This is a genomic window from Nocardia sp. NPDC052254 (genome assembly GCF_040679495.1).
Lineage (GTDB): Bacteria > Actinomycetota > Actinomycetes > Mycobacteriales > Mycobacteriaceae > Nocardia.
The window spans coordinates 104,098-124,900 of sequence record NZ_JBFAUW010000015.1; the positions used below are offsets into that span (position 1 = coordinate 104,098).

At 67.8% G+C, this 20,803-nt stretch carries 17 protein-coding genes; 11 read left to right on the plus strand and 6 right to left on the minus strand.

Going from position 1 to position 20,803, the window contains the following annotated elements:
* Window positions 1-13: 13 nt before the first annotated feature.
* Window positions 14-406 carry a hypothetical protein gene (locus AB0L57_RS28090; protein ID WP_364968263.1) on the minus strand — a complete coding sequence of 131 codons (393 nt, stop codon included), beginning with the start codon at window positions 404-406 and terminating at the stop codon, window positions 14-16.
* Window positions 407-620: 214 nt separating this feature from the next.
* On the opposite strand from AB0L57_RS28090, the gene AB0L57_RS28095 reads away from it, so the two are divergent.
* Both AB0L57_RS28095 and nudC read left to right on the plus strand, forming a co-directional pair.
* Window positions 621-1,646: an NAD-binding protein gene (locus AB0L57_RS28095; RefSeq protein ID WP_364968265.1), complete on the plus strand. Its 1,026-nt coding sequence runs from the start codon at window positions 621-623 to the stop codon at window positions 1,644-1,646.
* A 23-nt stretch (window positions 1,647-1,669) separates the two neighbouring features.
* The gene (nudC, locus tag AB0L57_RS28100; RefSeq protein ID WP_364968268.1) at window positions 1,670-2,596 is read left to right on the plus strand and encodes an NAD(+) diphosphatase; all 927 of its coding nucleotides are present in this window, start codon (window positions 1,670-1,672) and stop codon (window positions 2,594-2,596) included.
* A gap of 43 nt (window positions 2,597-2,639) precedes the next feature.
* Here nudC and AB0L57_RS28105 read toward each other — a convergent pair whose 3' ends face one another.
* Window positions 2,640-2,891 (minus strand): mycoredoxin, encoded by a 252-nt coding sequence (locus AB0L57_RS28105; protein ID WP_364968270.1) that lies wholly within the window; start codon window positions 2,889-2,891, stop codon window positions 2,640-2,642.
* Between the two features lie 468 nt (window positions 2,892-3,359).
* Here AB0L57_RS28105 and AB0L57_RS28110 point away from each other — a divergent pair, with 468 nt between their 5' ends.
* Window positions 3,360-5,498, plus strand: a complete 2,139-nt coding sequence (locus tag AB0L57_RS28110) for an ATP-dependent DNA helicase UvrD2 (RefSeq protein WP_364968312.1) — start codon at window positions 3,360-3,362, stop codon at window positions 5,496-5,498.
* Window positions 5,499-6,134: 636 nt separating this feature from the next.
* Window positions 6,135-6,422 carry a WhiB family transcriptional regulator gene (locus AB0L57_RS28115; protein ID WP_364968271.1) on the plus strand — a complete coding sequence of 96 codons (288 nt, stop codon included), beginning with the start codon at window positions 6,135-6,137 and terminating at the stop codon, window positions 6,420-6,422.
* Window positions 6,423-6,550: 128 nt separating this feature from the next.
* Here AB0L57_RS28115 and AB0L57_RS28120 read toward each other — a convergent pair whose 3' ends face one another.
* Window positions 6,551-7,894, minus strand: a complete 1,344-nt coding sequence (locus AB0L57_RS28120) for an AarF/UbiB family protein (RefSeq protein ID WP_364968275.1) — start codon at window positions 7,892-7,894, stop codon at window positions 6,551-6,553.
* A 239-nt stretch (window positions 7,895-8,133) separates the two neighbouring features.
* Here AB0L57_RS28120 and AB0L57_RS28125 point away from each other — a divergent pair, with 239 nt between their 5' ends.
* The 4 genes from AB0L57_RS28125 to AB0L57_RS28140 are packed head-to-tail and all read left to right on the plus strand — an operon-like array spanning window position 8,134 to window position 12,170.
* Window positions 8,134-9,159: a hypothetical protein gene (locus AB0L57_RS28125; protein ID WP_364968277.1), complete on the plus strand. Its 1,026-nt coding sequence runs from the start codon at window positions 8,134-8,136 to the stop codon at window positions 9,157-9,159.
* A 5-nt stretch (window positions 9,160-9,164) separates the two neighbouring features.
* Complete coding sequence (locus AB0L57_RS28130) at window positions 9,165-10,148, plus strand: hypothetical protein (RefSeq protein ID WP_364968280.1); 984 nt, start codon at window positions 9,165-9,167, stop codon at window positions 10,146-10,148.
* A 54-nt stretch (window positions 10,149-10,202) separates the two neighbouring features.
* Window positions 10,203-11,465 (plus strand): adenylosuccinate synthetase, encoded by a 1,263-nt coding sequence (locus AB0L57_RS28135; protein ID WP_364968283.1) that lies wholly within the window; start codon window positions 10,203-10,205, stop codon window positions 11,463-11,465.
* Window positions 11,466-11,474: 9 nt separating this feature from the next.
* Complete coding sequence (locus AB0L57_RS28140; protein WP_364968286.1) at window positions 11,475-12,170, plus strand: NUDIX domain-containing protein; 696 nt, start codon at window positions 11,475-11,477, stop codon at window positions 12,168-12,170.
* An 86-nt stretch (window positions 12,171-12,256) separates the two neighbouring features.
* Here AB0L57_RS28140 and AB0L57_RS28145 read toward each other — a convergent pair whose 3' ends face one another.
* Entirely contained in the window at window positions 12,257-13,153 is an 897-nt protein-coding gene (locus tag AB0L57_RS28145) for a TOMM precursor leader peptide-binding protein (RefSeq protein ID WP_364968289.1), read from the minus strand.
* A 234-nt stretch (window positions 13,154-13,387) separates the two neighbouring features.
* On the opposite strand from AB0L57_RS28145, the gene AB0L57_RS28150 reads away from it, so the two are divergent.
* Window positions 13,388-14,353, plus strand: a complete 966-nt coding sequence (locus AB0L57_RS28150; protein ID WP_364968291.1) for a MaoC family dehydratase N-terminal domain-containing protein — start codon at window positions 13,388-13,390, stop codon at window positions 14,351-14,353.
* 3 nt (window positions 14,354-14,356) lie between these two features.
* On the opposite strand, the gene AB0L57_RS28155 is transcribed toward AB0L57_RS28150, so the two are convergent.
* Window positions 14,357-15,808: a zinc-dependent metalloprotease gene (locus AB0L57_RS28155; RefSeq protein ID WP_364968294.1), complete on the minus strand. Its 1,452-nt coding sequence runs from the start codon at window positions 15,806-15,808 to the stop codon at window positions 14,357-14,359.
* Window positions 15,809-15,858: 50 nt separating this feature from the next.
* Here AB0L57_RS28155 and AB0L57_RS28160 point away from each other — a divergent pair, with 50 nt between their 5' ends.
* Window positions 15,859-16,884, plus strand: coding sequence for a PDZ domain-containing protein (locus AB0L57_RS28160; protein ID WP_364968296.1), 1,026 nt, complete (start codon window positions 15,859-15,861; stop codon window positions 16,882-16,884).
* Here AB0L57_RS28160 and AB0L57_RS28165 read toward each other — a convergent pair.
* Complete coding sequence (locus tag AB0L57_RS28165; protein ID WP_364968298.1) at window positions 16,881-17,483, minus strand: PPA1309 family protein; 603 nt, start codon at window positions 17,481-17,483, stop codon at window positions 16,881-16,883. The genes AB0L57_RS28160 and AB0L57_RS28165 overlap by 4 nt on opposite strands.
* Window positions 17,484-17,668: 185 nt before the next feature.
* On the opposite strand from AB0L57_RS28165, the gene AB0L57_RS28170 reads away from it, so the two are divergent.
* The gene (locus tag AB0L57_RS28170; RefSeq protein ID WP_364968301.1) at window positions 17,669-20,677 is read left to right on the plus strand and encodes a UPF0182 family protein; all 3,009 of its coding nucleotides are present in this window, start codon (window positions 17,669-17,671) and stop codon (window positions 20,675-20,677) included.
* Window positions 20,678-20,803: the final 126 nt, after the last annotated feature.

Sequence of the window (20,803 nt, forward strand, 5' to 3'; positions counted from 1 at the left end):
GAGTCGTCCGCGCTCAGGCGGCGTCGCGGCTGATCCGCAGTGCCTGGGTGATCATCGGGATCTGCAGCGGCAGCCGCAGCACCGATACCCACGTCAGTGGTGCGGTGGTACCGGACTTGCGCAGGGAGTCCGCCGCGAGTTGGACGTTGGCGGGAAACACCGCGATGAACAGCAAGGCCGCCAGCCGTCCGCCCAGGCGGCGGGTCCGCGGCGCCGCCAGCGCCGCCGCGACACCGAGTTCGGCGACTCCCGACGCGTAGGTGTAGGTACGTGCCTTGCCCGGCAGTGCGGGCGGCACGATGGAATCGAACGGTCTGGGGACCACGAAATGCAGGGTGCCCATGCCGAACAGTGCCGCACTCATCAGAACCGCGCGTCGTTGGGAGCCACGGCCGACGTCACTCATGTTCATCCATCCCTTCCGGCGTCCGGTCCTTCCGGCAACAGCCGATGGTGGGCAACGTCCGGTGCCGCTGCGCCCACTCGAGCCACTGTTCCACTTGCGTGCCCGGTCCGTCGAGTCCGCATTCGGCCGGTACGCTGCGCAGCTGTGGCACAGTTGGGCGACGACATGACCGGGGGACACCGTGTTCGGTGAGGGCTCACGAGGTCTGGGCCGATTGACCGAGAGACCCGATTACGCGCTGGTCGGTATCCTTCGCATTCCGGAACTGCGCATCAGCCCCTGGGTCTCGCTGACTCGCCGGGTCCTGTTCGCGGTCCTGCTGCTGGTAGCGGCCACACTTGTGGTCTATTTCGGTCGCGCCGGCTATCACGACAATCGCGGCGAGGAGTTGACCCTGCTCGATGCCGCCTATTACTCGACGGTGTCGCTGTCGACGACCGGCTACGGCGACATCACCCCGATCACCGAGAACGCGCGGCTGATCAACACGATCGTCATCACCCCGCTGCGTGTGCTCTTCCTGATCGTCCTGGTCGGTACCACCCTGCAGGTGCTCACCGAGCGGTCACGTCAGGCGTTCAAGATTCAGCGATGGAGGCAGAGGGTGCGCAATCACACCGTGATCGTCGGGTACGGGACCAAGGGCCGCACCGCGGTCGACGCGATGCTCGGTGACGGGGTACAACCGGCGGAGATCGTGGTCGTCGACACCGACGCCACCGTGCTCGAGACCGCGGCCAATGCGGGCCTGGTGACGGTGCACGGATCGGCGACGAAGTCGGATGTGTTGCGGCTGGCCGGAGTTCAGCACGCGTCGTCGCTGGTGGTGGCCGCCAATCGGGACGACACCGCGGTGCTGGTCACCCTCACCGCGCGGGAACTCAATGCCAAGGCCAAGATCGTCGCCTCGATCCGGGAGGCGGAGAACACCCATCTGTTGCGCCAGTCCGGCGCCGATTCGGTGGTGGTTTCCTCCGAGACCGCCGGGCGCCTGCTCGGTATCGCGACCACCACTCCGAGCGTCGTGGACATGATCGAGGATCTACTCACGCCGGAAGCGGGTTTCGCGATCGCCGAACGCGATGTGGAATCCGACGAGGTGGGCGGCTCGCCCCGGCACCTGCGCGATATCGTGCTCGGCGTGGTGCGGGAGGGAACGTTGATCCGGGTCGACGAACCGGAGGTGGACGCCCTCGAAACCGGCGACAAACTGCTCTATATCCGCCGCGTGCACAAATGACCCGGAGGGATAGTCTCGAAGTCGTGTCGGTATTCGAACTGAATGGTGTTCCCCTGTTGTCGCGTTCGGCCCTCGACCGCGCCGAGACGGCGCGTTCGGACGAACAGTCGCTGAAGCAGGGCTGGTCCAGCGCGAAGCTGCTGCGGATGAACAGGCGGGGCCAGGTTCGTATCGACGGTGATCAGGTGGTCCTGGACGAGGCGGTGACGTACTCGGCCGAACCGGCGCCGGAGGCGGTATTGCTCGGTGTCGTCGAGGGTGCGCACATCTGGGCCGTCCGCGACAACGAGCTCGACGGTCAGCTGATGGATCTGCGAGTGGTCGGCAGCAACGTTCATCTCGACGATGTGACCCTGGGCATTCTGTCCACCGCGCTGGCACTGCTGAACTGGCATGATCGCGCCGGCTACAGCGCCGTCGACGGCAGCCCGACCACGATCTCCAATGCCGGTTGGTCGCGGATCAACGGCTCCGGGCACGAGGAGTTCCCGCGTATCGACCCGGCCGTCATCTGCCTGATTCACGACGGCGGCGACCGGGTGCTGCTCGGCCGCCAGACCACCTGGCCGGAGCGGATGTTCTCCCTGCTCGCCGGATTCGTCGAGGCGGGCGAATCACTGGAACGCTGCGTGGCGCGTGAGATCCAGGAGGAGGTCGGCGTCGAGGTCTCCGATATCCGCTACCTGGGCAGCCAGCCCTGGCCGTTGCCCCGGTCCCTGATGCTCGGTTTCGCGGCGGTCGCCGATCCCGAGGCGCCCCTGTTCTTCTCCGATGGTGAGATCGCCGAAGCGCACTGGTTCACCCGCGAGGAGGTGCGCACGGCGCTGGCCGCCGGCGCGTGGGGGTCGGTCACCGGGGAGACCGGACAGGCCGAGCAGCAACGGCTGCTGCTGCCGGGGTCCATCTCCATCGCCCGTACCATCATCGAATCCTGGGCCGCCGCAGCCTGATTCGCGATGCGCGGCCGGTTCGTCGCCGGCCGCGCCGCGGTACTCAGCCGATCGCGGCGAGGGCCTGCTTGACCTGCGCGAGGCTCGGATTCGTCGCGGTCGACCCGTCGGCATACTTCAGGGTCGGCACCACATGGTTGCCGCCGTTGACGCGTCCGACGAACTCGGCCGCCTCCGGATCCTGTTCGATGTCGACCTTGGTATAGGCGATACCGGCCTCCTGGAGTTGCTTCTCCAAGCGGCGGCAGTAGCCGCACCAGGTCGTCGAGTACATGGTCAGGTCTGTAGCAGTCACGCTTGATTGAACATCGAACGGGTTTTGCGTGTTCCCGTGGGGGTTGTGATCCAGGTGGTGAGTGCGCACACCCGGCTGGACGGTCCGTTCGCCCGAGGGGGCGAGGGCACCTTGAAGCCCGAGGGCGGACCCGAGGCGCCGTTCGTGGTCGAGCGGCTGACCGGCGAGGAATTCGTCGACGTCTCCCAGCGGTGCGCGGCTGGTCTTCGCGCATCGGGTGGCCGAAGCCGGCGGTGGGTTGTGAGGTATCGGTCACCATGAGCGGTCCGCAGGGGGTTGCGGCCGGCGCGCATGGGCGGCGGCCCGGCCCGTCCGATCGACCGGGATCCGACGGCGCCGGTGGCGACCGCCGAGGCGCGGCGGTCCAGGGGAGTTGTTCCGGGACCGTCCGGCTGAGCTCCCCGGTCACGCGATACCGGCCACCGCCGTGAACCCACGCCGCCACGGATGTCGGTGGGCCCTGTCATGATGGTTCGCGTGCCTGTTCCGACCCCACCCAGCCTGCGGCTCGACGGGCTCGATCCGGAGCAGGCCGCGGCGGTACGGGCGCCGAGAGGTCCGGTGTGTGTGATCGCCGGTGCGGGTACCGGTAAGACGCGCACCATCACCCATCGGATCGCGCATCTGGTGTCGGCCGGACATGTGCGCGCCGATCAGGTCCTGGCGGTGACCTTCACCGCGCGCGCGGCCGGTGAACTTCGTGCCAGGTTGCGCGCCCTCGATCTCGGCGGTGCGGCGAATACCGTGCAGGCGCGCACCTTTCACGCGGCGGCGCTGCGTCAGCTGAAGTACTTCTGGCCGCAGGTCGTCGGCGATGTGCCGTGGAAACTGATCGACTCGAAATTCGCCGTCGTCGCCCAGGCCGCTCAGCGGGTGGGGCTGCCGACCGCCACGGACAGTGTGCGCGACCTCGCGGGCGAGATCGAGTGGGCCAAGGCGTCGCTGGTCGCGCCGGAGGACTATGCCCACGCGGCCCACCTGCACCACCGCGACATCCCGTATCAGGCGGACAAGATCGCGGCGGTGTACACCGGCTACGAAACGCTGAAGAACACCCCCGACGGCCTGCTGCTGGATTTCGACGATCTGCTGTTGCACACCGCGGCCGCGCTGGAGGACTATCCGGCTGTCGCCGAGGAGTTCCGCGGCCGTTACCGCTGCTTCGTGGTCGACGAGTACCAGGACGTCACCCCGCTGCAGCAGCGGGTACTCGGCGCCTGGCTCGGCGATCGCGACGATCTGACCGTCGTCGGCGACGCCAATCAGACGATCTATTCGTTCACCGGTGCCAGCGCGTCCTATCTGCTGGATTTCTCCCGGCGGTTCCCGGACGCGACAGTGGTCCGGCTCGAACGCGACTACCGGTCCACCCCGCAGGTGGTGTCGCTGGCCAACCGGGTCATCGGTGCCGCGCGCGGACGCATCGCCGGCACCCGGCTGCAATTGATCGGCCAGCGCGCCGACGGTCCGGAACCGAAGTTCGCCGAATATGAGGACGAGACGGCCGAGGCCACCGGGGTTGCCAAGCGGATCGCCGCCCTGCTCGGCTCGGGAGTGCCGGCCGCCGAGATCGCCGTGCTCTACCGCATCAACGCCCAGTCCGAGGTCTACGAGCAGGCGTTGACCGAGGCCGGGATTTCCTATCAGGTCCGCGGTGGCGAGGGCTTCTTCCAGCGGCCCGAGGTCCGGCAGGCGGTGCAGGCGCTGCGCCAGGCCGCGGTCCGTGAGGATCTGCCCGACGCCCGCGGAACCGAGGTGGTCACGCTGGTCCGCGCGGTGCTGGCGCGTCTCGGACTGACCGCCACCGAGCCCGCGGGAACGCAGGCCCGGGAGCGCTGGGCCGCACTCGTCGCCCTCGTGGAGCTCACCGAGGAACTGGCTGCCCACGATCCCGAACTCGAATTCCGCGGTCTGTTGCGGGAATTGGCGGCCCGCGCCGAAGCCCGGCATCCACCCACCGTGCAGGGCGTGACATTGGCCTCATTCCATGCCGCCAAGGGCCTGGAATGGGATGCCGTGTTCCTGGTCGGGCTCACCGACGGCACGCTGCCCATCGCGCACGTCCTCGGCGACGGCGGGTCGGTGACCGACGAGGCCGGTCTGGAAGAGGAGCGGCGGCTGCTCTATGTGGGTGTCACCCGCGCGCGCGAACATCTGCGACTGTCGTGGGCGCTGGCCCGCGCCGACGGCCGGCGCCGCAATCGGCGCCGCAGCCGGTTCCTCGCCGGTCTGGTGCCCGAGGATTCACCGGCGTCGACGGTCGCGGTCAGGTCCGGTGTGCGCGAGCGCAAACTTCCGACCTGCCGCGTCTGCGGGCGGTCGCTGCTCAATTCCACCGACACGCTGCTCGGCCGGTGTTCGGCGTGTCCGGCCGAGGTGGACACCGATCTGCTCGCCGCGCTACAGGAGTGGCGCCGCGAACGGGCAGAGGAATTGCGAATCAAGCCCTTCGCGGTGGTCAGCGTCAAAACACTGACCGCGATCGCCGAGCAGGTGCCGACGGACGAGGATGCGCTCGCCTCGATTCCCGGCTTCGGCCAGCAGAAGTCGCAACAGTACGGCCTGGAGTTGCTGGCGCTCATCCGTTCGCGACTGCGCGACCGGTGATTCGCCGAGCGGTCCGCGTAGCGCAAAACCGCAGGTGAAAAATAGGTTGTGCGGTTATGTACCGCACCCGTAGTGTGGTGATCACGCACCGGGGAGGGTTCCGGCGCGCACAGTGATCAGTCGGACAACGAGCAGGAGGGAGGTAGACAAAATGAACAGCATCGTGACTCTCGCTTCGAGAAGCGTTGTGGCACCGGTGGTTCCGAACATGTCCACCTCCCGGGGGGTCCTCGCTATGCAGGGGACCGGTCTGTGCGTCGCAAGCATTATCGGTGCTCGTTCGCAAGCGCCGTCTTATGCAATTGCCGCAGACAAGTCCGAGTGGGGTTGGCATCAGGCACACCTCGGTTTCCACACCGAGGCAGCCGGCGCCTTCGCAGCCGAAGCCGATCGTGAGACGGCAGAGCTGCAGGCAGACCGCCCCCGCAATGCACACCCAGCGACCGTGATCAGTAGCCGACACCGAAGTCGACTCAGGTAGCACCGCTACAGCCTCCTGGCCACGGATCGCCCGACGCGAAACCGTGGCCATAGTTTTATCCGGCCTCCAGCCACCGGCACCGGTTTCGTCGAGAAACGAAACGACTGCTGTACGAGCTGAAGGAGCAATACGTGTCCACCGCGACAGTTACTCGCGTGACATGCCGATCGACTCAGGTCCCGAGGCCGGCCCGCACCCGCGGCGTCGTCCTCGCACTGCCCTGCCGAGTCGGTGACCCGGACCTGTGGTTCGCCGAGAGCCCCACCCAGCTGGAAGAGGCCAAGGAATTGTGCGCTTCCTGCCCGATCCGCTCGGGCTGCCTCGCGGCCGCCCTGGATCGTGGCGAGCCCTGGGGAGTCTGGGGTGGTGAGATCTTCGAACAGGGCGCTGTGATCGCCCGCAAGCGGCCGCGTGGCCGCCCGCGCAAGGTCGCACTGGCGTGACAGGCGTCGAATCGGGCCGCGGGCACATCCGCCTCGGCCGTCATCGGGAACGCGAACGAGCCCCGCACTTCACGAAAGGTGCGGGGCTCGTCCCGTATTCGGCCGGAGATCGCGCGTGGCGCGGACGATCAACTGGCGCTGCGGTATTCGGCGTAGCCCGGCACCCAGTCGTGCATCAGCTTCATGAACGGCACCTCGGCATCGAGCTGTGCGCAGATACCGATGGAGCCCATCAGCACCCGGAACACCATGATGTGCTCGGCCGGAAGCTGCAGTGACATGCCGGTTTTCATCTCCGGTCGGCTCACATCGGTGGCCTTGCCCGCTACCCGCTGCATCCACCTGCGAGTGAAGTGGAACGAGTCTTCACGAATCGGATCGGTGAACGGACGCAGATAGTCGGCGATTTCGGCATGGGTGACGGTGCGACCCGGAATGACCCAGCCCTTGGAGTACATCAGCTCGGTCAGTTCCTCGAAGCGATCCTCGACCGCCAACGCGACCATCTGCCCCAGGATCGGCGGGAATCCGTCCGGCAGGGGCGCGCAGGCGCCGAAGTCCAGCACCGCCAGGCGGCCGTCCTCGAGCATCATGAAGTTGCCCGGATGCGGATCGGCGTGCAGCGACCCCGCCAGTGCGGGGGAGGAGAAGTGGAACTCGCCCATCAGGGTGGCCACCTGATTGCGCAGCGCCACCGTGCCTCCCGGATCCTCGGCGCCGCGCTGGATGATTTTCGACACAGCCGTGCCGTCCAGCCACTCGGTGACGATCACCTTCGGTGCGCCCGCCACCACCTTCGGCACCAGGAATCGCGGATGCCCGTCGAAGGCCTTGGCGAAGCGCCGCTGATTCTCGGCCTCGGTGCGATAGTCCAGTTCTTCCTCGGTGCGCTCGGTGATCTCGGCCAGGATGGGCTTGACGTCGGCACCCGGGATGACGGCGCCGATCATGCCGGCCATCCGGTTGAGCGTCTTCAGGTCGGCGCGCAGGGCCTCGTCCGCGCCGGGGTACTGCACCTTCACCGCGACCGTCCGGCCGTCGGACCATTCGGCCTTGTGGACCTGTCCGATACTCGCCGAGGCGGTGGGGTTGTCATCGAAGGTGCGGAAGCGCTTGCGCCAGGCCGTGCCGAGCTGCTGATCGAGAACGCGGTGGACAGCGGCGGCCGGCAGCGGTGGCGCGGCGGCCTGTAGTTTCGTCAGCGCCTCGCGATAGTGCTCACCGAACTCCTCGGGCACCGCGGCTTCCATCACCGACAGGGCCTGCCCGAATTTCATTGCCCCGCCCTTGAGTTCGCCCAGGACGGAGAAGAGCTGTTCGGCCGCTTTCTGATTCAGTTCGGCATTGATCTCGCCCTTGTCGCCGCCGGCGAGCTTGCGCCCGAATCCCACCGCGGCCCGGCCCGCGATTCCGAGCGGGATCTTGGCCAGCTTGGCATTGCGGGATGAGCTACGGCGCACAATCTCAGACACACACCCATCATGGCTGACCCGAGGTGCCGCGTGCCATGTGAATTGGGTGAACTCTGACCTCGTGGCCGTACGTGTCATCGGTCACAGTGCGACCGGACGGGGGCTCCCGTCGTGGTATCTGCCGTGGTCGCGGGTTCGTGTGGCGCGGCGTTCCGGGGATGCCCACTAGTTTTGGTCTAGTGGACAAAAAGTTGCCCGGGACCATGGCGGCGTTTGTTTTAGTCGTTTAGACTAAAACAATGATGACGATGCGAGACGCGATGACGGCTCTCCGGGAGGTGCGATGCCCGGAGGATCTCTTCGGTGCCGGGGCAACCGATCCGGAGTCTCGTCGCGCCGGGCATCGGGTCTATCTGCGGCTGGCCGCCGCGCTTCATCCGGATCGGGTGCCGGCCGCGCAGGCCATGGCCGCGACCGACGCGTTCGTCCGGCTGGGGCGGCTGTACCGCGGCTGGCTCGCTGCCGCATCGGTGAGCGAAGCCTTCGAGGTCGTCGGTGCGCACGGGCGGTACCGGCTCGGTGCGGCGCACGCCCGCGGTTCGGTCGCCGATGTGTTCCGGGCGGAACCGGATGTGATCGTGAAGCTCGCCCGCCGCCCCCTGGCGAACCGGCTGCTGGCCGGCGAGCGCACCGCGCTGACCGATATCGCGGCCTGGGCCACCGGCCACTCGTGGCCGGCTCCGTACTTCCCGCGCCTGCTGGACGCGGTCGACCACACCGACTCGGCGGCCGGCGACGTCCGCGCGATCAATGTGCTGAACTCGCTGACCGATGGTTTCGTGACGCTGGCGCAGGTCCGCGCGGCCCATCCGGACGGAGTCGACCCGCGCGACTACGCCTGGATGCACCGGCGGCTGCTGCGCTTCCTGGCCGGTGCCGCGGCCGCGCAGTGGGTGCACACCGCCGTCACCGCCGAGAATGTGCTGGTTCATCCGCGCCTGCACGGTGTGGTCCTGATCGGCTGGTCGTTCGCGACCCGTCCCGGCCGCCCCGCCGCCGCCACCCGCACGACGATCGATTACCCGCCGGAGATCGGTGAGGCGGTGAGCCCGCGGACGGATGTGTATCTGGCGCATCGGCTCATGCTCACCATGCTCGGCGCCCGTGCCCCCGCACCCATGCGGGCCTTCGCCGAGGGGTGCCTGCAACCGGCGGCGCGGCTGCGGTCCGAGGCGCACACGCTGCTCGACGAATTCGACGACCTGCTCGACCGGATGTACGGCAGACGCCGCTTCCGGCCGTTCCATCTGCCGGAAGGACAGTGATCACCATGGGTTACGGAAACTGGGACGACAGTGCTTACGACGCGGCCCGTACCTTTCGCTCCGCGCGCGGACTCGACGATTTCGGCTACACCGCCGATATGCGGACCAGACCCGGCGCCGAATGGGTCGCACACGCCGAGCTCGATCCGTGTGGCGTGGTGATGCGGGAATCGCGCGATTCCGCGGATCATGGTGCCGCGCTGCCGATCGCGGTGTTGTTCGATGTCACCGGGTCGATGGGGGTGGTGCCACGCATCATGCAGGAGAAGCTGGCGACACTGCACGGACTCTTGCAGCGCAAGGGGTATGCGGAGGATCCGCAGATCCTGTTCGGCGGTATCGGCGACGCCGACTGCGACCGGGTACCGCTGCAGGTCGGCCAGTTCGAATCCGACAACCGGATGGACGAGCAGCTGCGGCTGATCCTGCTGGAGGGCGGCGGCGGTGGGCAGAAGTCCGAGAGCTACGAGCTGGCGGCGTATTTCATGGCCCGCCACACCGCGACCGACGCGTGGGACAAGCGCGGGCGCAAAGGCTATCTGTTCATCGTCGGAGACGAGTTGAACAAATCGCGGCTGGCGGCCACCCATGTCCGGCGCGTCATCGGTGACGAGGTGGCACAGGATATTTCGGTGCCCTCGATCTACCGGGAACTGAGCGATCGGTGGAACGTCTACTACATCCTGCCCAAGCAGTCGCACTACTACGACGATCCGGACATCACCGAGCACTGGCGGGGAGTGCTGGGCGAACGAGTGCTGCGACTCGAGGATCCGGCAGCGGTCTGCGAGCTCATCGCGCTGACCGTCGGTATCGGGGAGGACCGGATCGATCTCGGCGCCGGGCTCGCCGATCTGCGCGATATCGGCTCCGATGCCGCCGAGGTGGTCGGTGCGGCACTGGCCCCGATCGACGGCCCGGTGCGTGGCCGCGGTGCCGGTGCGTTGCCGGCTGCCTCGGGTGGCGACGACGACGTCCGCTTCGGATGACGACCGTGGGGAATCGGGACGCGGCCCAGCGAATTCGGCAGGGAAGGAACGGGGATGTTCGGCGACCGGCATGTGATCGTGGTCGATCTGGGGTTCGGTGACGCCGGTAAGGGTGCCACGGTCGATTGGCTGTGCTCGCCGCAGGCCGCGTTGGACGTATCGACGGTGGTGCGGTTCAACGGGGGCGCCCAGGCCGCGCACACCGTGATCGACGGAACCCGGCGGCACACCTTCCGGCAGTTCGGATCGGGGACGCTGTCGGGGGTGCCGACGCTGCTGTCCCGGCACGCCCTGGTGGACCCGATCGCCCTTGCCGCCGAGGCCCGGGCGCTGGCCGCCCTCGGTGTCGGCGCCCCGGTGGATCTGGTGTCCGTCGACGAACGAGCGCTGCTCACCACCCCGATCCACGGGGCCGCCAACCGCTGCCGGGAGGATGCGCGGGGTACCGGCCGGCACGGTTCGTGCGGGATGGGCATCGGTGAGACCGCGCGCTACGCCCTCGATCACGACGCGCCACGAGTCCGGGACTGCCGCGATCCGGATGTGCTGCGCCGCAAGCTGGCCGATCTCGAGCGGTACTACGCGCCGTTGCTCGCCGCCGGTCGCCACCATCATGATCCGGTCGACGACCTCGTCGCCGCCTACAGCGAATTCGCGCGCGCGGTGGCGGTGGTGCCCGCTGGCCGGCTCGCCGCCCTCGCGCGGACGGGGCGGCTGGTGTTCGAGGGTGCGCAGGGCGTGCTGCTGGACGAGTGGCGCGGCCTGCACCCCTACACCACCTGGTCGACGGTGGAACCGCGCCGGGCCCGCGCCATGCTGGCGAAGATGGGCGAACCCGGTGCGGTACTGGGCGTGACGCGCGCCTACCAGACCCGCCACGGCGCGGGGCCCTTCCCGACCGAGGATGCGGCGCTCGCGATTGCGGAGCCCGACAACACGACCGGGCGATACCAGGGTGCGTTCCGGGTCGGGCACCTCGATCCGATCCTGCTGCGTTACGCCGTGGACGCCTGCGGGGGAGTGGACGCACTGGCGGTGAATCACCTCGATGTCATCGCCGGGCGCGGTGACATCTGTACCGCCGCAGGATATTTCATCCCGGACGGCTACCTGCGGCGGCTCGACTGCGGACCCTGGCGAGACCTGGACCATCAGCGCCGGCTCACGGAACTGGTCGGCCACAGCACGCCCGATCTGGTGCCGCTGCCCGACGATGTGCCGGCCTTCCTGGCCGAGCGGCTGCAGGCACCGGTAATGCTGACCGGGCACGGACCCGACCGAGCCGATCGGCGGGCCCGCGTCGCGGCTGCGGCATGATGGTTGGCCGTGGAGCAGCAATCCGCCGTATCGCTCGATGTCGTCGCGCTCCGTTTCGGTGCCGACGACCCGACCGTCACCTTCGGGGTGGCGCCCCGGCAACGTGATCCGTTCGCCGGGGCGCTCGCCCTGCCCGGTGTGCTGCTCGGTCGCGGTGAACGTCTGGCCACGGCCGCGCGGCGCGCGGTACACGACAAACTGGGGATCGCACACGGGCGGATCACGGCCGTCGGACAGCTGGTCACCTTCGACGAACCGCATCGAGACCCGCGCGGGCCGACGCTGTCGATCGCGATGTGGGCGGTGCTCGGTGAACCGGGCAGCGCGGACGGTCCGGAAACCCCGGATCCGGGCGGCACCGCCGAATCCGAGCCCGGGGCAGGGGATCTCGGTCTGCGGTGGGTGAGTTTCGACGAGGTCCCCACACTCGCCTTCGACCACAACATGATCGTCGGTGCCGCCCGCACCAGGCTCGCCGAGATGCTCTGGAAGGACCTCACCTTCACCCGTACCCTGCTCGGCGAGCAATTTCCCGCCACCCGGGCGGTGGCACTCGGCACCGCCCTCACCGGCGCCCGCCCCGATCCGGGCAATCTCAACCGCACCCTCGCCGCGTTGCCGGGGCTCAGCCGCACCGGCGAACGCACCCGGGTGAAAGCCACCGGCCGTCCGGCCGCGGTCTGGGCCTTCGCCCCCACCACCTGATTCCCCCATCGCGCTACCTCGTGGTCGCGGCGCTGCGGCCACGGCCGAAGTTCTCGTCCACACCGCTGTGGGCAGCCGCGGCGCTGTCATGAGGTGCTTGCGGCGGGCTGGACTTCGCCGGCCTCGGGAGCGGGGACCTCGATGCGTCGGCAGGCGCATGCTTCGTGAGGAATCCAGTTGCGGGCGGCGATACGACGGGTCGTGGGGTCCAGTTCCAGGGTGGTGTCGAGGGTTCGCGGTGGGTCGTCGGCCTTGCCATCGATGATCGACTCCACCTCGCGCAGCGCCAGGGCCGCGGTCGCGGAGATGGTCGCGGGGGAGGCGTAGCCGGTGCGGCCCAGAAGTTGGGCGGCCAGATGCGGCCATTCGGCGTCGAAGTCGGTGCGGGTCAGATCGGCGCAGCGCAGGCAGCTGGTACCGCCGGGCAGCACCAGCGGGCCGATGACCCCGTGGCCGTCGCGAATCCGGACCTGCAGATGCGGAATCCGGCGCAGCAGCAGGATACTGACCAACTCCGGACTGGGCACCAGCGCGTCGGTGAGGAGTACCAGATCGGTGACCCCCAGTGAATCCGCACTGCCGCAGCGGTATTCGTGGGTATGCGTCGGCTTGATGCCGAGTCGCCGGATGTCGGTGCTCAGCGTATCGGCCAGTGGGCCGCGGCCGTGCACGTGAACCGAGCGCACTCTGGTGCGGCGGGAGTGTGGCCACACCAGCAGGCCCGCGGTATCGATATCGCGTAACAGGCCCGTCGCCGCCGCGCCGCCGACGCCCGATCTGCCTGCCTCCCACAGAATCTGCGGATGGCTGCGCAGTCCGTCCAGCAGGCGGACGAAGGTCAGGACGGCATCGGCGGGAACATCGGGTGGATCGAGTACCACCGCGTGCTCGGGATCCCACCCCAACTGCACCGCACCCGAGGGCCGGCGCAGGACCGCCACTCGCGGATGCAACATCGGTCCCCGTGCGTGTGACAACGTCATGGGCCGAGTATTGCCGGTCACCCGCCTCGGCTCGCCGGTGAAAAGGCCGGTTATCCACAGGTTCGCTGTTGTCCACAGGCTCCCGGCGCACCGGTCCGGCCCATCGTGGCACGCGGGGTCTCACAAAATCGGCCGAGCACTCGCCGTGAATTTTCCAGAGCGGAGACGAGATTGCTAACGCGCGGGCGGCGGTCGCCGACAATCGGGTCGATCCAGGTCGGTGGAAGGAGCATCATGGGCAGCCCATTCGTCGGTGTGGCGCCGACGGCACCGCGGTACGGCGAACACCGATTCCGCTCGCGTGGCGATTGTGTGATCGCCGGGGACTCGATTCGTGAGTACGCACGCGCGATCGGCGCCGCCGATCCCATCCACTGCGATGAACGCGCCGCCGCCGCACGGGGTTTCGACGCACTGGTGGCGCCACCCACCTTCGCCACGACGGTGTGGATGCAGGCCGAGGAGCGCATACTCGAGGCTCTGGTACCGGGATTTCACAGCGGCCGGGTCGTACACGCCGACCGGACCCTCGAGATCGCGCGCCCGCTACTTGCCGGCGACCGCATCGGCTGTGAGGTCGACTTCGAATCGTTCCGGCACTACCGCGACTACGACGTGGTCTCGGTGACCACATCGCTGCGCGACCACGACGATCAGGTCGTCACCACCGGATCCTCGACGCTGCTCGTGCACACCCCGCCCGCCGCCTGCGCACCGTTGGCCGCGGCGCGCGCACCGCACGGACTCGAGCCGGTGCCGCCGCGGCGCTGTCTGCGCACGGCCCGTCGCGGCCGGATCGCCCCGGCGCTGCCCCGGCCGGTCGTCGACCTCGGGCCGCTGGCGGTCGGCAGCGATCTGCCCGGCGATACCGTGACCATCGCCGACGATGTCGTGCGCCACGCCGGCGCCGTCGACGTGAATGCGGCGGGCGCGGTGCCGGGCATGCTCACCCTGGGCCTGATCTCCGGATATCTCGGACGCTGGCTGGGCGATCCCACCGCGTTGACGAAGCTGCGCGTCCAGTACGCGCCGAAGATGCACTACCTGCCGGTGGCCCCGGATGCTCCGGCGCCGATCCGCTTCGGTGGGCAGGTCGGCTGGCTGAGTTCACGCCGGCGCATGGTCACCGTGGTCGTCGACGCATTGTCCAAGGGCCGCAAGCTGTTCGGCTACGCGACCGCCGAGGCGCGGCTGGGCTGAGTGTCAGCGGGCGTCGTCACCGGGTTCGTCGGTCTCGGAATCCGAGTCGGCGGCGCCGTCCGCTTCGGTACGCGGCTGTTCCTGCTGGGCCGCGCCGCCTTCCCGGCGTTCACGGGCCTCGGTTTCGGCGAGCTGTGCCAGCGGATCGTCGAAGACGTTCGCACCGCCGCCGATCACACCGTCGATGAACCGGCCGGGGTTGTCGAGATCCTCGGAACTCGGCAGCAGGTCCGGATGTGCCCACACGGCGTCGCGCTCCGACATGCTCGCATCGGTCGTGAGCCGCTGCCACAGCGTGGCGGCCTCGCGCAGTTTGCGCGGGCGCAGCTCGAGGCCGACCAGGGTGGCGAAGGTCTGCTCGGCGGGACCGCCCGTGGCACGCCGGCGGCGCAGCGTCTCCGCGAGCGCGCCGGCACCGGGCAGCCGGTCGCCCACCGCCTCGGACACCACGACCTGCACCCAGCCCTCGATCAGGGCTAGCAACGTCTCCAACCGCTCCAGCGCGGCCTTCTGTTCGGGAGTGGTCTGCGGTTCGAAGGTCCCCTGCGACAGCAGTTCCTCGAGTTTCGACGGATCGGTCAGCGACATCGGATCGATGTTCTGCGCCGCCTCCTCGATGGCCGAGAAGTCCATCCGGATCCCGCGCGCGTAATCCTCGACCGCGCCGAGCACCTGCTGGCGCAGCCACGGCACGTGAGCGAACAGCCGCTGATGGGCGGCCTCGCGCGCGGCGAGATAGACCAGGATCTCGCTCTCCGGCCGCTCCAGGCCCTTGGAGAATTCACTGATCGCATTCGGCAGCAGTGCCGCGGTTCCGGCCGGACCCAACGGCAGCCCGATATCGGTGGAGGTCAGTACCTCCTGTGCGAGCTGTCCCAGTGCCTGTCCCAACTGGGAGCCGAAGGCCAGCCCGCCCATTTGTCCCAGCATGCCGAGCATCGGGCCCGCGAACTGCTTGGCCTCCTCCGGCAATGTCGAACTCCACATCCCCGAAACCTGCTCGGCCACCGGATCACACAGGCGTTTCCAGGTCGGCAGCGTCTGCTCGATCCAGTCGTTGGGTGTCCAGGCCACGGTCTTGGTCGCGCCGGCGGGCAGCGTGGTGGCGGCGTCCAGCCAGAGTTCGGCGAGGTGCGCGGCATCGGTGATCGCGCGCTGGGAGCCTTCGGAGACGGGCGCGATGGTCGCGCCGAGCTGCTGGCGAGCCAGCCGCTTGGCGACGTCGTAGTTCACCGGGCTCGACTCACCACCGCTACCCGGTTGCCCCATGGTGGAGAACATCTGGCCGAGCGAGGTCAGCATCTGCCCGAGCGCCGCCGGGTCGAATCCGGCCGCGCCCCCAGCCCCCGCGCCCAGGCCGAAGGGGTTGTTCGATCCGGAACCGGACTGGTCGTCACGCTTGTCGCGATCGGGATCGTCGTCGCGGTTCGAGAATCCGAAGGGCACGTCGCTCATGCCCCCAAGGCTACGCGGCCGCTGATCACCGAGCCGCTACTGTGGGCCGGGTGAATCGTCGGATCATCACCTTGATAGCGGCTCTGGTGCCGGTACTCGTCCTCGGTGTGGTGGGCAGTGTGGTGACAGTGCCGTTCGTCGCTCTCGGCCCTGGTCCCACCTTCAATACTCTGGGTGAGGTCGACGGGAAGCCGGTCGTCGCGGTCGCGGGCGCTCAGGTGGATCCGACGTCCGGACATCTGAACATGACCACGGTGTCCGTTCGCGACGGGCTGAATATTTTCGAGGCACTCGGCCTGTGGGTCGACGGTCGCTATGGTCTGGTGCCGCGCGCGGAGATCTACCCGCCCGGCGTGCCGCGCGAGAAGGTGGACGAGTCCAACCAGGCCGACTTCAAGGAGTCCGAGGACAACGCCGAACTCGCGGCGCTGAACTTCCTGAAGTATCCGACGAAGGTCACCGTGCGAGCGGTCGTCGAGGACGGTCCCGCGAAAGACGTGCTGCGCAAGGGCGATGAGCTGGTGAGTGTGAACGGCAAACCGGTCACCACCTCCAAGGACGTGGTCGAGGCGGTACAGAGCGCGGCTCCCGGGACCACGGTGCCGATGGTGATCCGCCGTGACGGTGCCGAGCAGACGGTCGAGGTGAAACTGGCGGCGCGGCCGGACGATTCGGCCAAGGCCTATCTCGGCGTCACCACCGGGGAGATCGCGGACGGGCCGCTGCAGGTCGACTTCAACCTGGCCGACATCGGCGGTCCGTCGGCGGGTCTGATGTTCAGTCTCGCCCTGGTGGACAAGCTCAGCTCGGGTGAACTCAATGGCGGCCGCTTCGTGGCCGGCACCGGAACCATCGATCCCGTGGGAAAGGTCGGGCCGATCGGCGGAATCCAATACAAGATGATCGCCGCCCGGGATGCCGGTGCGGAGACCTTCCTGGTCCCCGCCGACAACTGCAACGAGGCCCGCCAGCGCACGCCGGACGGGCTGAAACTCGTGAAGGTCGACACGCTGACGAGCGCGGTGCAATCACTGGACGACATCAACGCCGGCCGCCCGGCCCCCAGCTGCGGCTAGTACTGGTCGGGCTCGTTCTCCAGGGTGTGGCGCAGCGCGTCGACCAGGTTCGGGGCCAAATTGGGCGCGGTGCGCAGATCCAGATCCGGGAAGGCCTCGTCCTCCTCGGGCCGTAACTGCAACAGGCACAACGAGACCCCTTCGCGCAGGACACCGGCGTACAGGCGTGCGTCGCGGCGTTCGGGATGCGTCTGCGCGGCGTCGCGGCCCGCGCGGTCGGCGGCGTCGCGGTCGGCCAGCAGCGGCGCGATGGCGTCGTCGAGGGTCTGCTCGGCGGTCGGCGGCAGGACCACGATCTGCTGAACCAGCACCACGCCGTGTACCGCGGGCGGCCAGCTGGTGGTGGCGAGGAATTCGTCGAGCGCCATGGCGTCGCCGGTCAGATCGTCGGGAAGCGGTTCCTGGGCAATCGGGGTCAATGCCGCGCCGTCGTCGAGCTCTTCCTCGAGCGTCGGCTCGGCGGCCACCAGATCCGAGGTGGGCACCAGCGCGAACAATTGCGGCGGCTGATCCCACCCCTCGGTATCGGCGAACTCGGCCACGTCCCGGATGCAGCGATACAGGGCGGAAGAGGGGTTGTCCAGGGTCACGGCCGACACTGTACGTCCGATTCCGTGGTCCGGGTGTGCCGGACGCGGCTTACCGACCATCGCGATCCAACCCGACCCGTTTTACGTAGAGTGGGGCGCGAGAGGCGGTCCGCTGGGGCCGCCCGCAACATCGGACTGCGGTGCACCGACCGAGTTTCGCTTCGGTTCACCGCCGGACCTGGGAGAGTGGCATCGTGGGCATGCGCCCCCCGACAGGCTTACCGTCGCTGTCTCGACGCAGCCGGATTCTGCTGATCACCGCACTGGTGATCGCTGCGTTACTGCTGGTCGGCCCGCGGCTGACCGACGCGTACACCAATTGGCTGTGGTTCGGCGAGGTCGGATTCCGTCAGGTGTTCACCACGGTGCTGGTCACCCGGGTGCTCTTGTTCCTGGTGGTCGCGGTCGTGGTCGGATTGGTGATCTGGCTGGCGTTGCTCGCCGCCTATCGCACCCGTCCGGTCTTCGTCCCGGTCTCGGGACCCAGTGACCCCATCGCGCGATACCGCACCACGGTCATGGGGCGGTTGCGCCTGTTCGGCATCGGGATCCCGGTGCTGGTCGGCCTGCTGTCGGGACTGGTCGCGCAATCGAGCTGGGTCACGGTGCAGCTGTTCCTGCACGGTGGATCGTTCGGGATCAAGGATCCGCAGTTCCACATCGACGTCGGTTTCTACGCCTTCGATCTGCCGTTCTACAAGCTCCTGCTGAACTGGCTGTTCGTGGCCGTGGTGATCGCCTTCTTCGCGAATCTGGTCACCCACTACGTCTTCGGCGGCCTGCGGCTGTCCGGACGCGAGGGCACGCTGACCCGCCCGGCCCGCATCCAGCTGGCCGTGATCGCGGGCACCTTCGTGGTGCTCAAGGCCATCGCCTACTGGTTCGACCGGTACTCCCTGCTGTCGAGCACTCGGAAGGAGCCCACCTTCACCGGCGGTTCCTACACCGACATCAACGCGGTGCTGCCCGCCAAGCTGATCCTGATGTCGATCGCGATCATCTGCGCGGTCGCCTTCTTCGCCGGTGTGGTGCTGCGCGATCTGCGGGTGCCGGCCATCGCGGCGGCATTGTTGCTGCTGTCGTCGATTCTGGTCGGCGCGGTCTGGCCGCTGGTGGTCGAGCAGTTCGAGGTGCGCCCGAACGCGGCGACCAAGGAGTCGACCTATATCCAGCGCAATATCGCCGCCACCCGGCAGGCCTACGGACTCACCGACGACAAGGTCTCCTATGTCGACTACAAGGGTTCGCAGACCAAGGACCCGGGCTCGATCCCTGCCGACCAGCAGACCATCGGCAATATCCGCCTGCTGGATCCGAATCTGCTGACCCAGACCTTCATCCAGCGTCAGCAGCTGCAGAACTTCTACGGCTTCCCGGATCCGCTGGACATCGACCGCTACACCATCAACGGCGAGAAGCAGGACTACATCGTCGCCGCGCGAGAGCTGGTGCCGCAGAACCTGTCCGGTAACCAGACCGATTGGATCAACAAGCACACCGTCTACACCCACGGTGACGGCTTCGTCGCCTCTCCGGCCAACCGCGTGAACGTGGCACCGCCGAAGGAGACCCAGCAGGCCGCGACCGGAGCCGGGACGAGCAGTTCCAGCGGCGGTTACGGATACCCGGTGTTCAATGTCGGCGACAAGTCGACGGTCAGTGACCTGTTCACGCCCAAGGACAAACAGGCCATCCCGGTCGATCAGCCGCGCATCTACTACGGCGAGATGATCTCCAAATCCGATGCCGACTACGCGATCGTGGGTGGTAACGCCCAGCCGCCGCGTGAATACGACACCGGCACCGACCAGTACACCTACACCGGTAAGGGCGGCGTCCCGATCGGCAACTGGTTCAACCGGCTGGCCTTCGCCGCCAAGTACGCCGAGCGCAACATCCTGTTCTCCGGCGCGATCGGCTCGGATTCCAAGATCATCTACAACCGCGATCCGCGTAGTCGCGTCCAGCAGGTGGCGCCGTGGCTGACCGCCGACGGCGATGTGTATCCGGCGGTGGTCAACGGCCGCATCCAATGGATCGTCGACGCGTACACGACACTGGAGAACTTCCCCTACGCGCAGCGCACATCCCTGGAAGGTGTGGTCGAGGACAGCATCGACCAGAATGCCGGGCGCTCGCTGCCGCGCAAGGAAGTCAGCTATATCCGAAACTCGGTGAAGGCCACCGTCGACGCGTACGACGGTTCGGTCAACCTCTACGACGTGGATCCGACCGATCCCGTGCTCAACGCGTGGCGCGGGGTGTTCCCCAATTCGGTGAAACCGCAGAGCGAGATCCCGCCGGAGCTGCAGGCGCACTTCCGGTATCCGGAGGATCTGTTCAAGGTGCAGCGCGAGATGCTCGCGCGCTATCACGTCAACGATCCGCGCGAGTTCTTCACCAACAACGCGTTCTGGTCGGTCCCCAACGATCCGACCTCGGACACTCCGACCAACGCGCATCAGCCGCCGTACTACGTACTGATCGGTGATCCGAAAACCGGTAAGCCGCAATTCAATCTGACCAGTGCGATGGTCGGCTTCAAACGGCAGTTCCTGGCCGCCTATATACAGGTGTCGTCGGATCCGGAGAACTACGGCAAGTTCACGGTGCTGAAGCTACCGACCGATTCGCAGACGCCGGGCCCGCAACAGGTCCAGACATCGATGACCACCGATGCCAGAGTCTCCAACGATCGGACATTGCTGACCGGTGGTAATACCAACAAGATCAAATACGGAAATCTGCTGACACTGCCGATCGGCGAGGGCGGAATTCTGTATGTCGAACCCTGGTATCTGGAACGCAACAGCGGCCCGACCACGGCCTCGTTCCCGCAATTGGTGAAGGTGCTCGCCTCCTACGGCGACAAGGTCGGCTACCAGTCCACCCTGGGCGACGCACTCAACGACGTACAGGACGGACTCGGCGCGGCGACCACGCAGCAGCCCGGCCAGGCCGCGATAAATCCACCCGGCCAGCAGAGCAGTACGTCACCGCCGCCGTCGAACCAGAACTCTCCGCCACCGGTGACCCCGCCACCGGCGACCGGTTCGGCAGGTAGGGACGCCGCGGTCAAGGAACTCAACGATGCGCTCAAGAGTGTGGAGGACGCGCAGAAGTCCGGCGATCTGGGGCAGTTGGGCAAGTCGCTCGAGAGTCTGCAGAAGGCCATCGACGACTACAACAAGGCCGGCGGGTAGCAGACCCGGATCGTGGCGGGACCCGGCCGGGCGCGCGGGTGAACTACAACGAATTCACCGACAACGGCTGCGTGATGTCACTCCCTACTCCAGGCCGTGAAACGTTCGATCACGAAGCCTGGCATG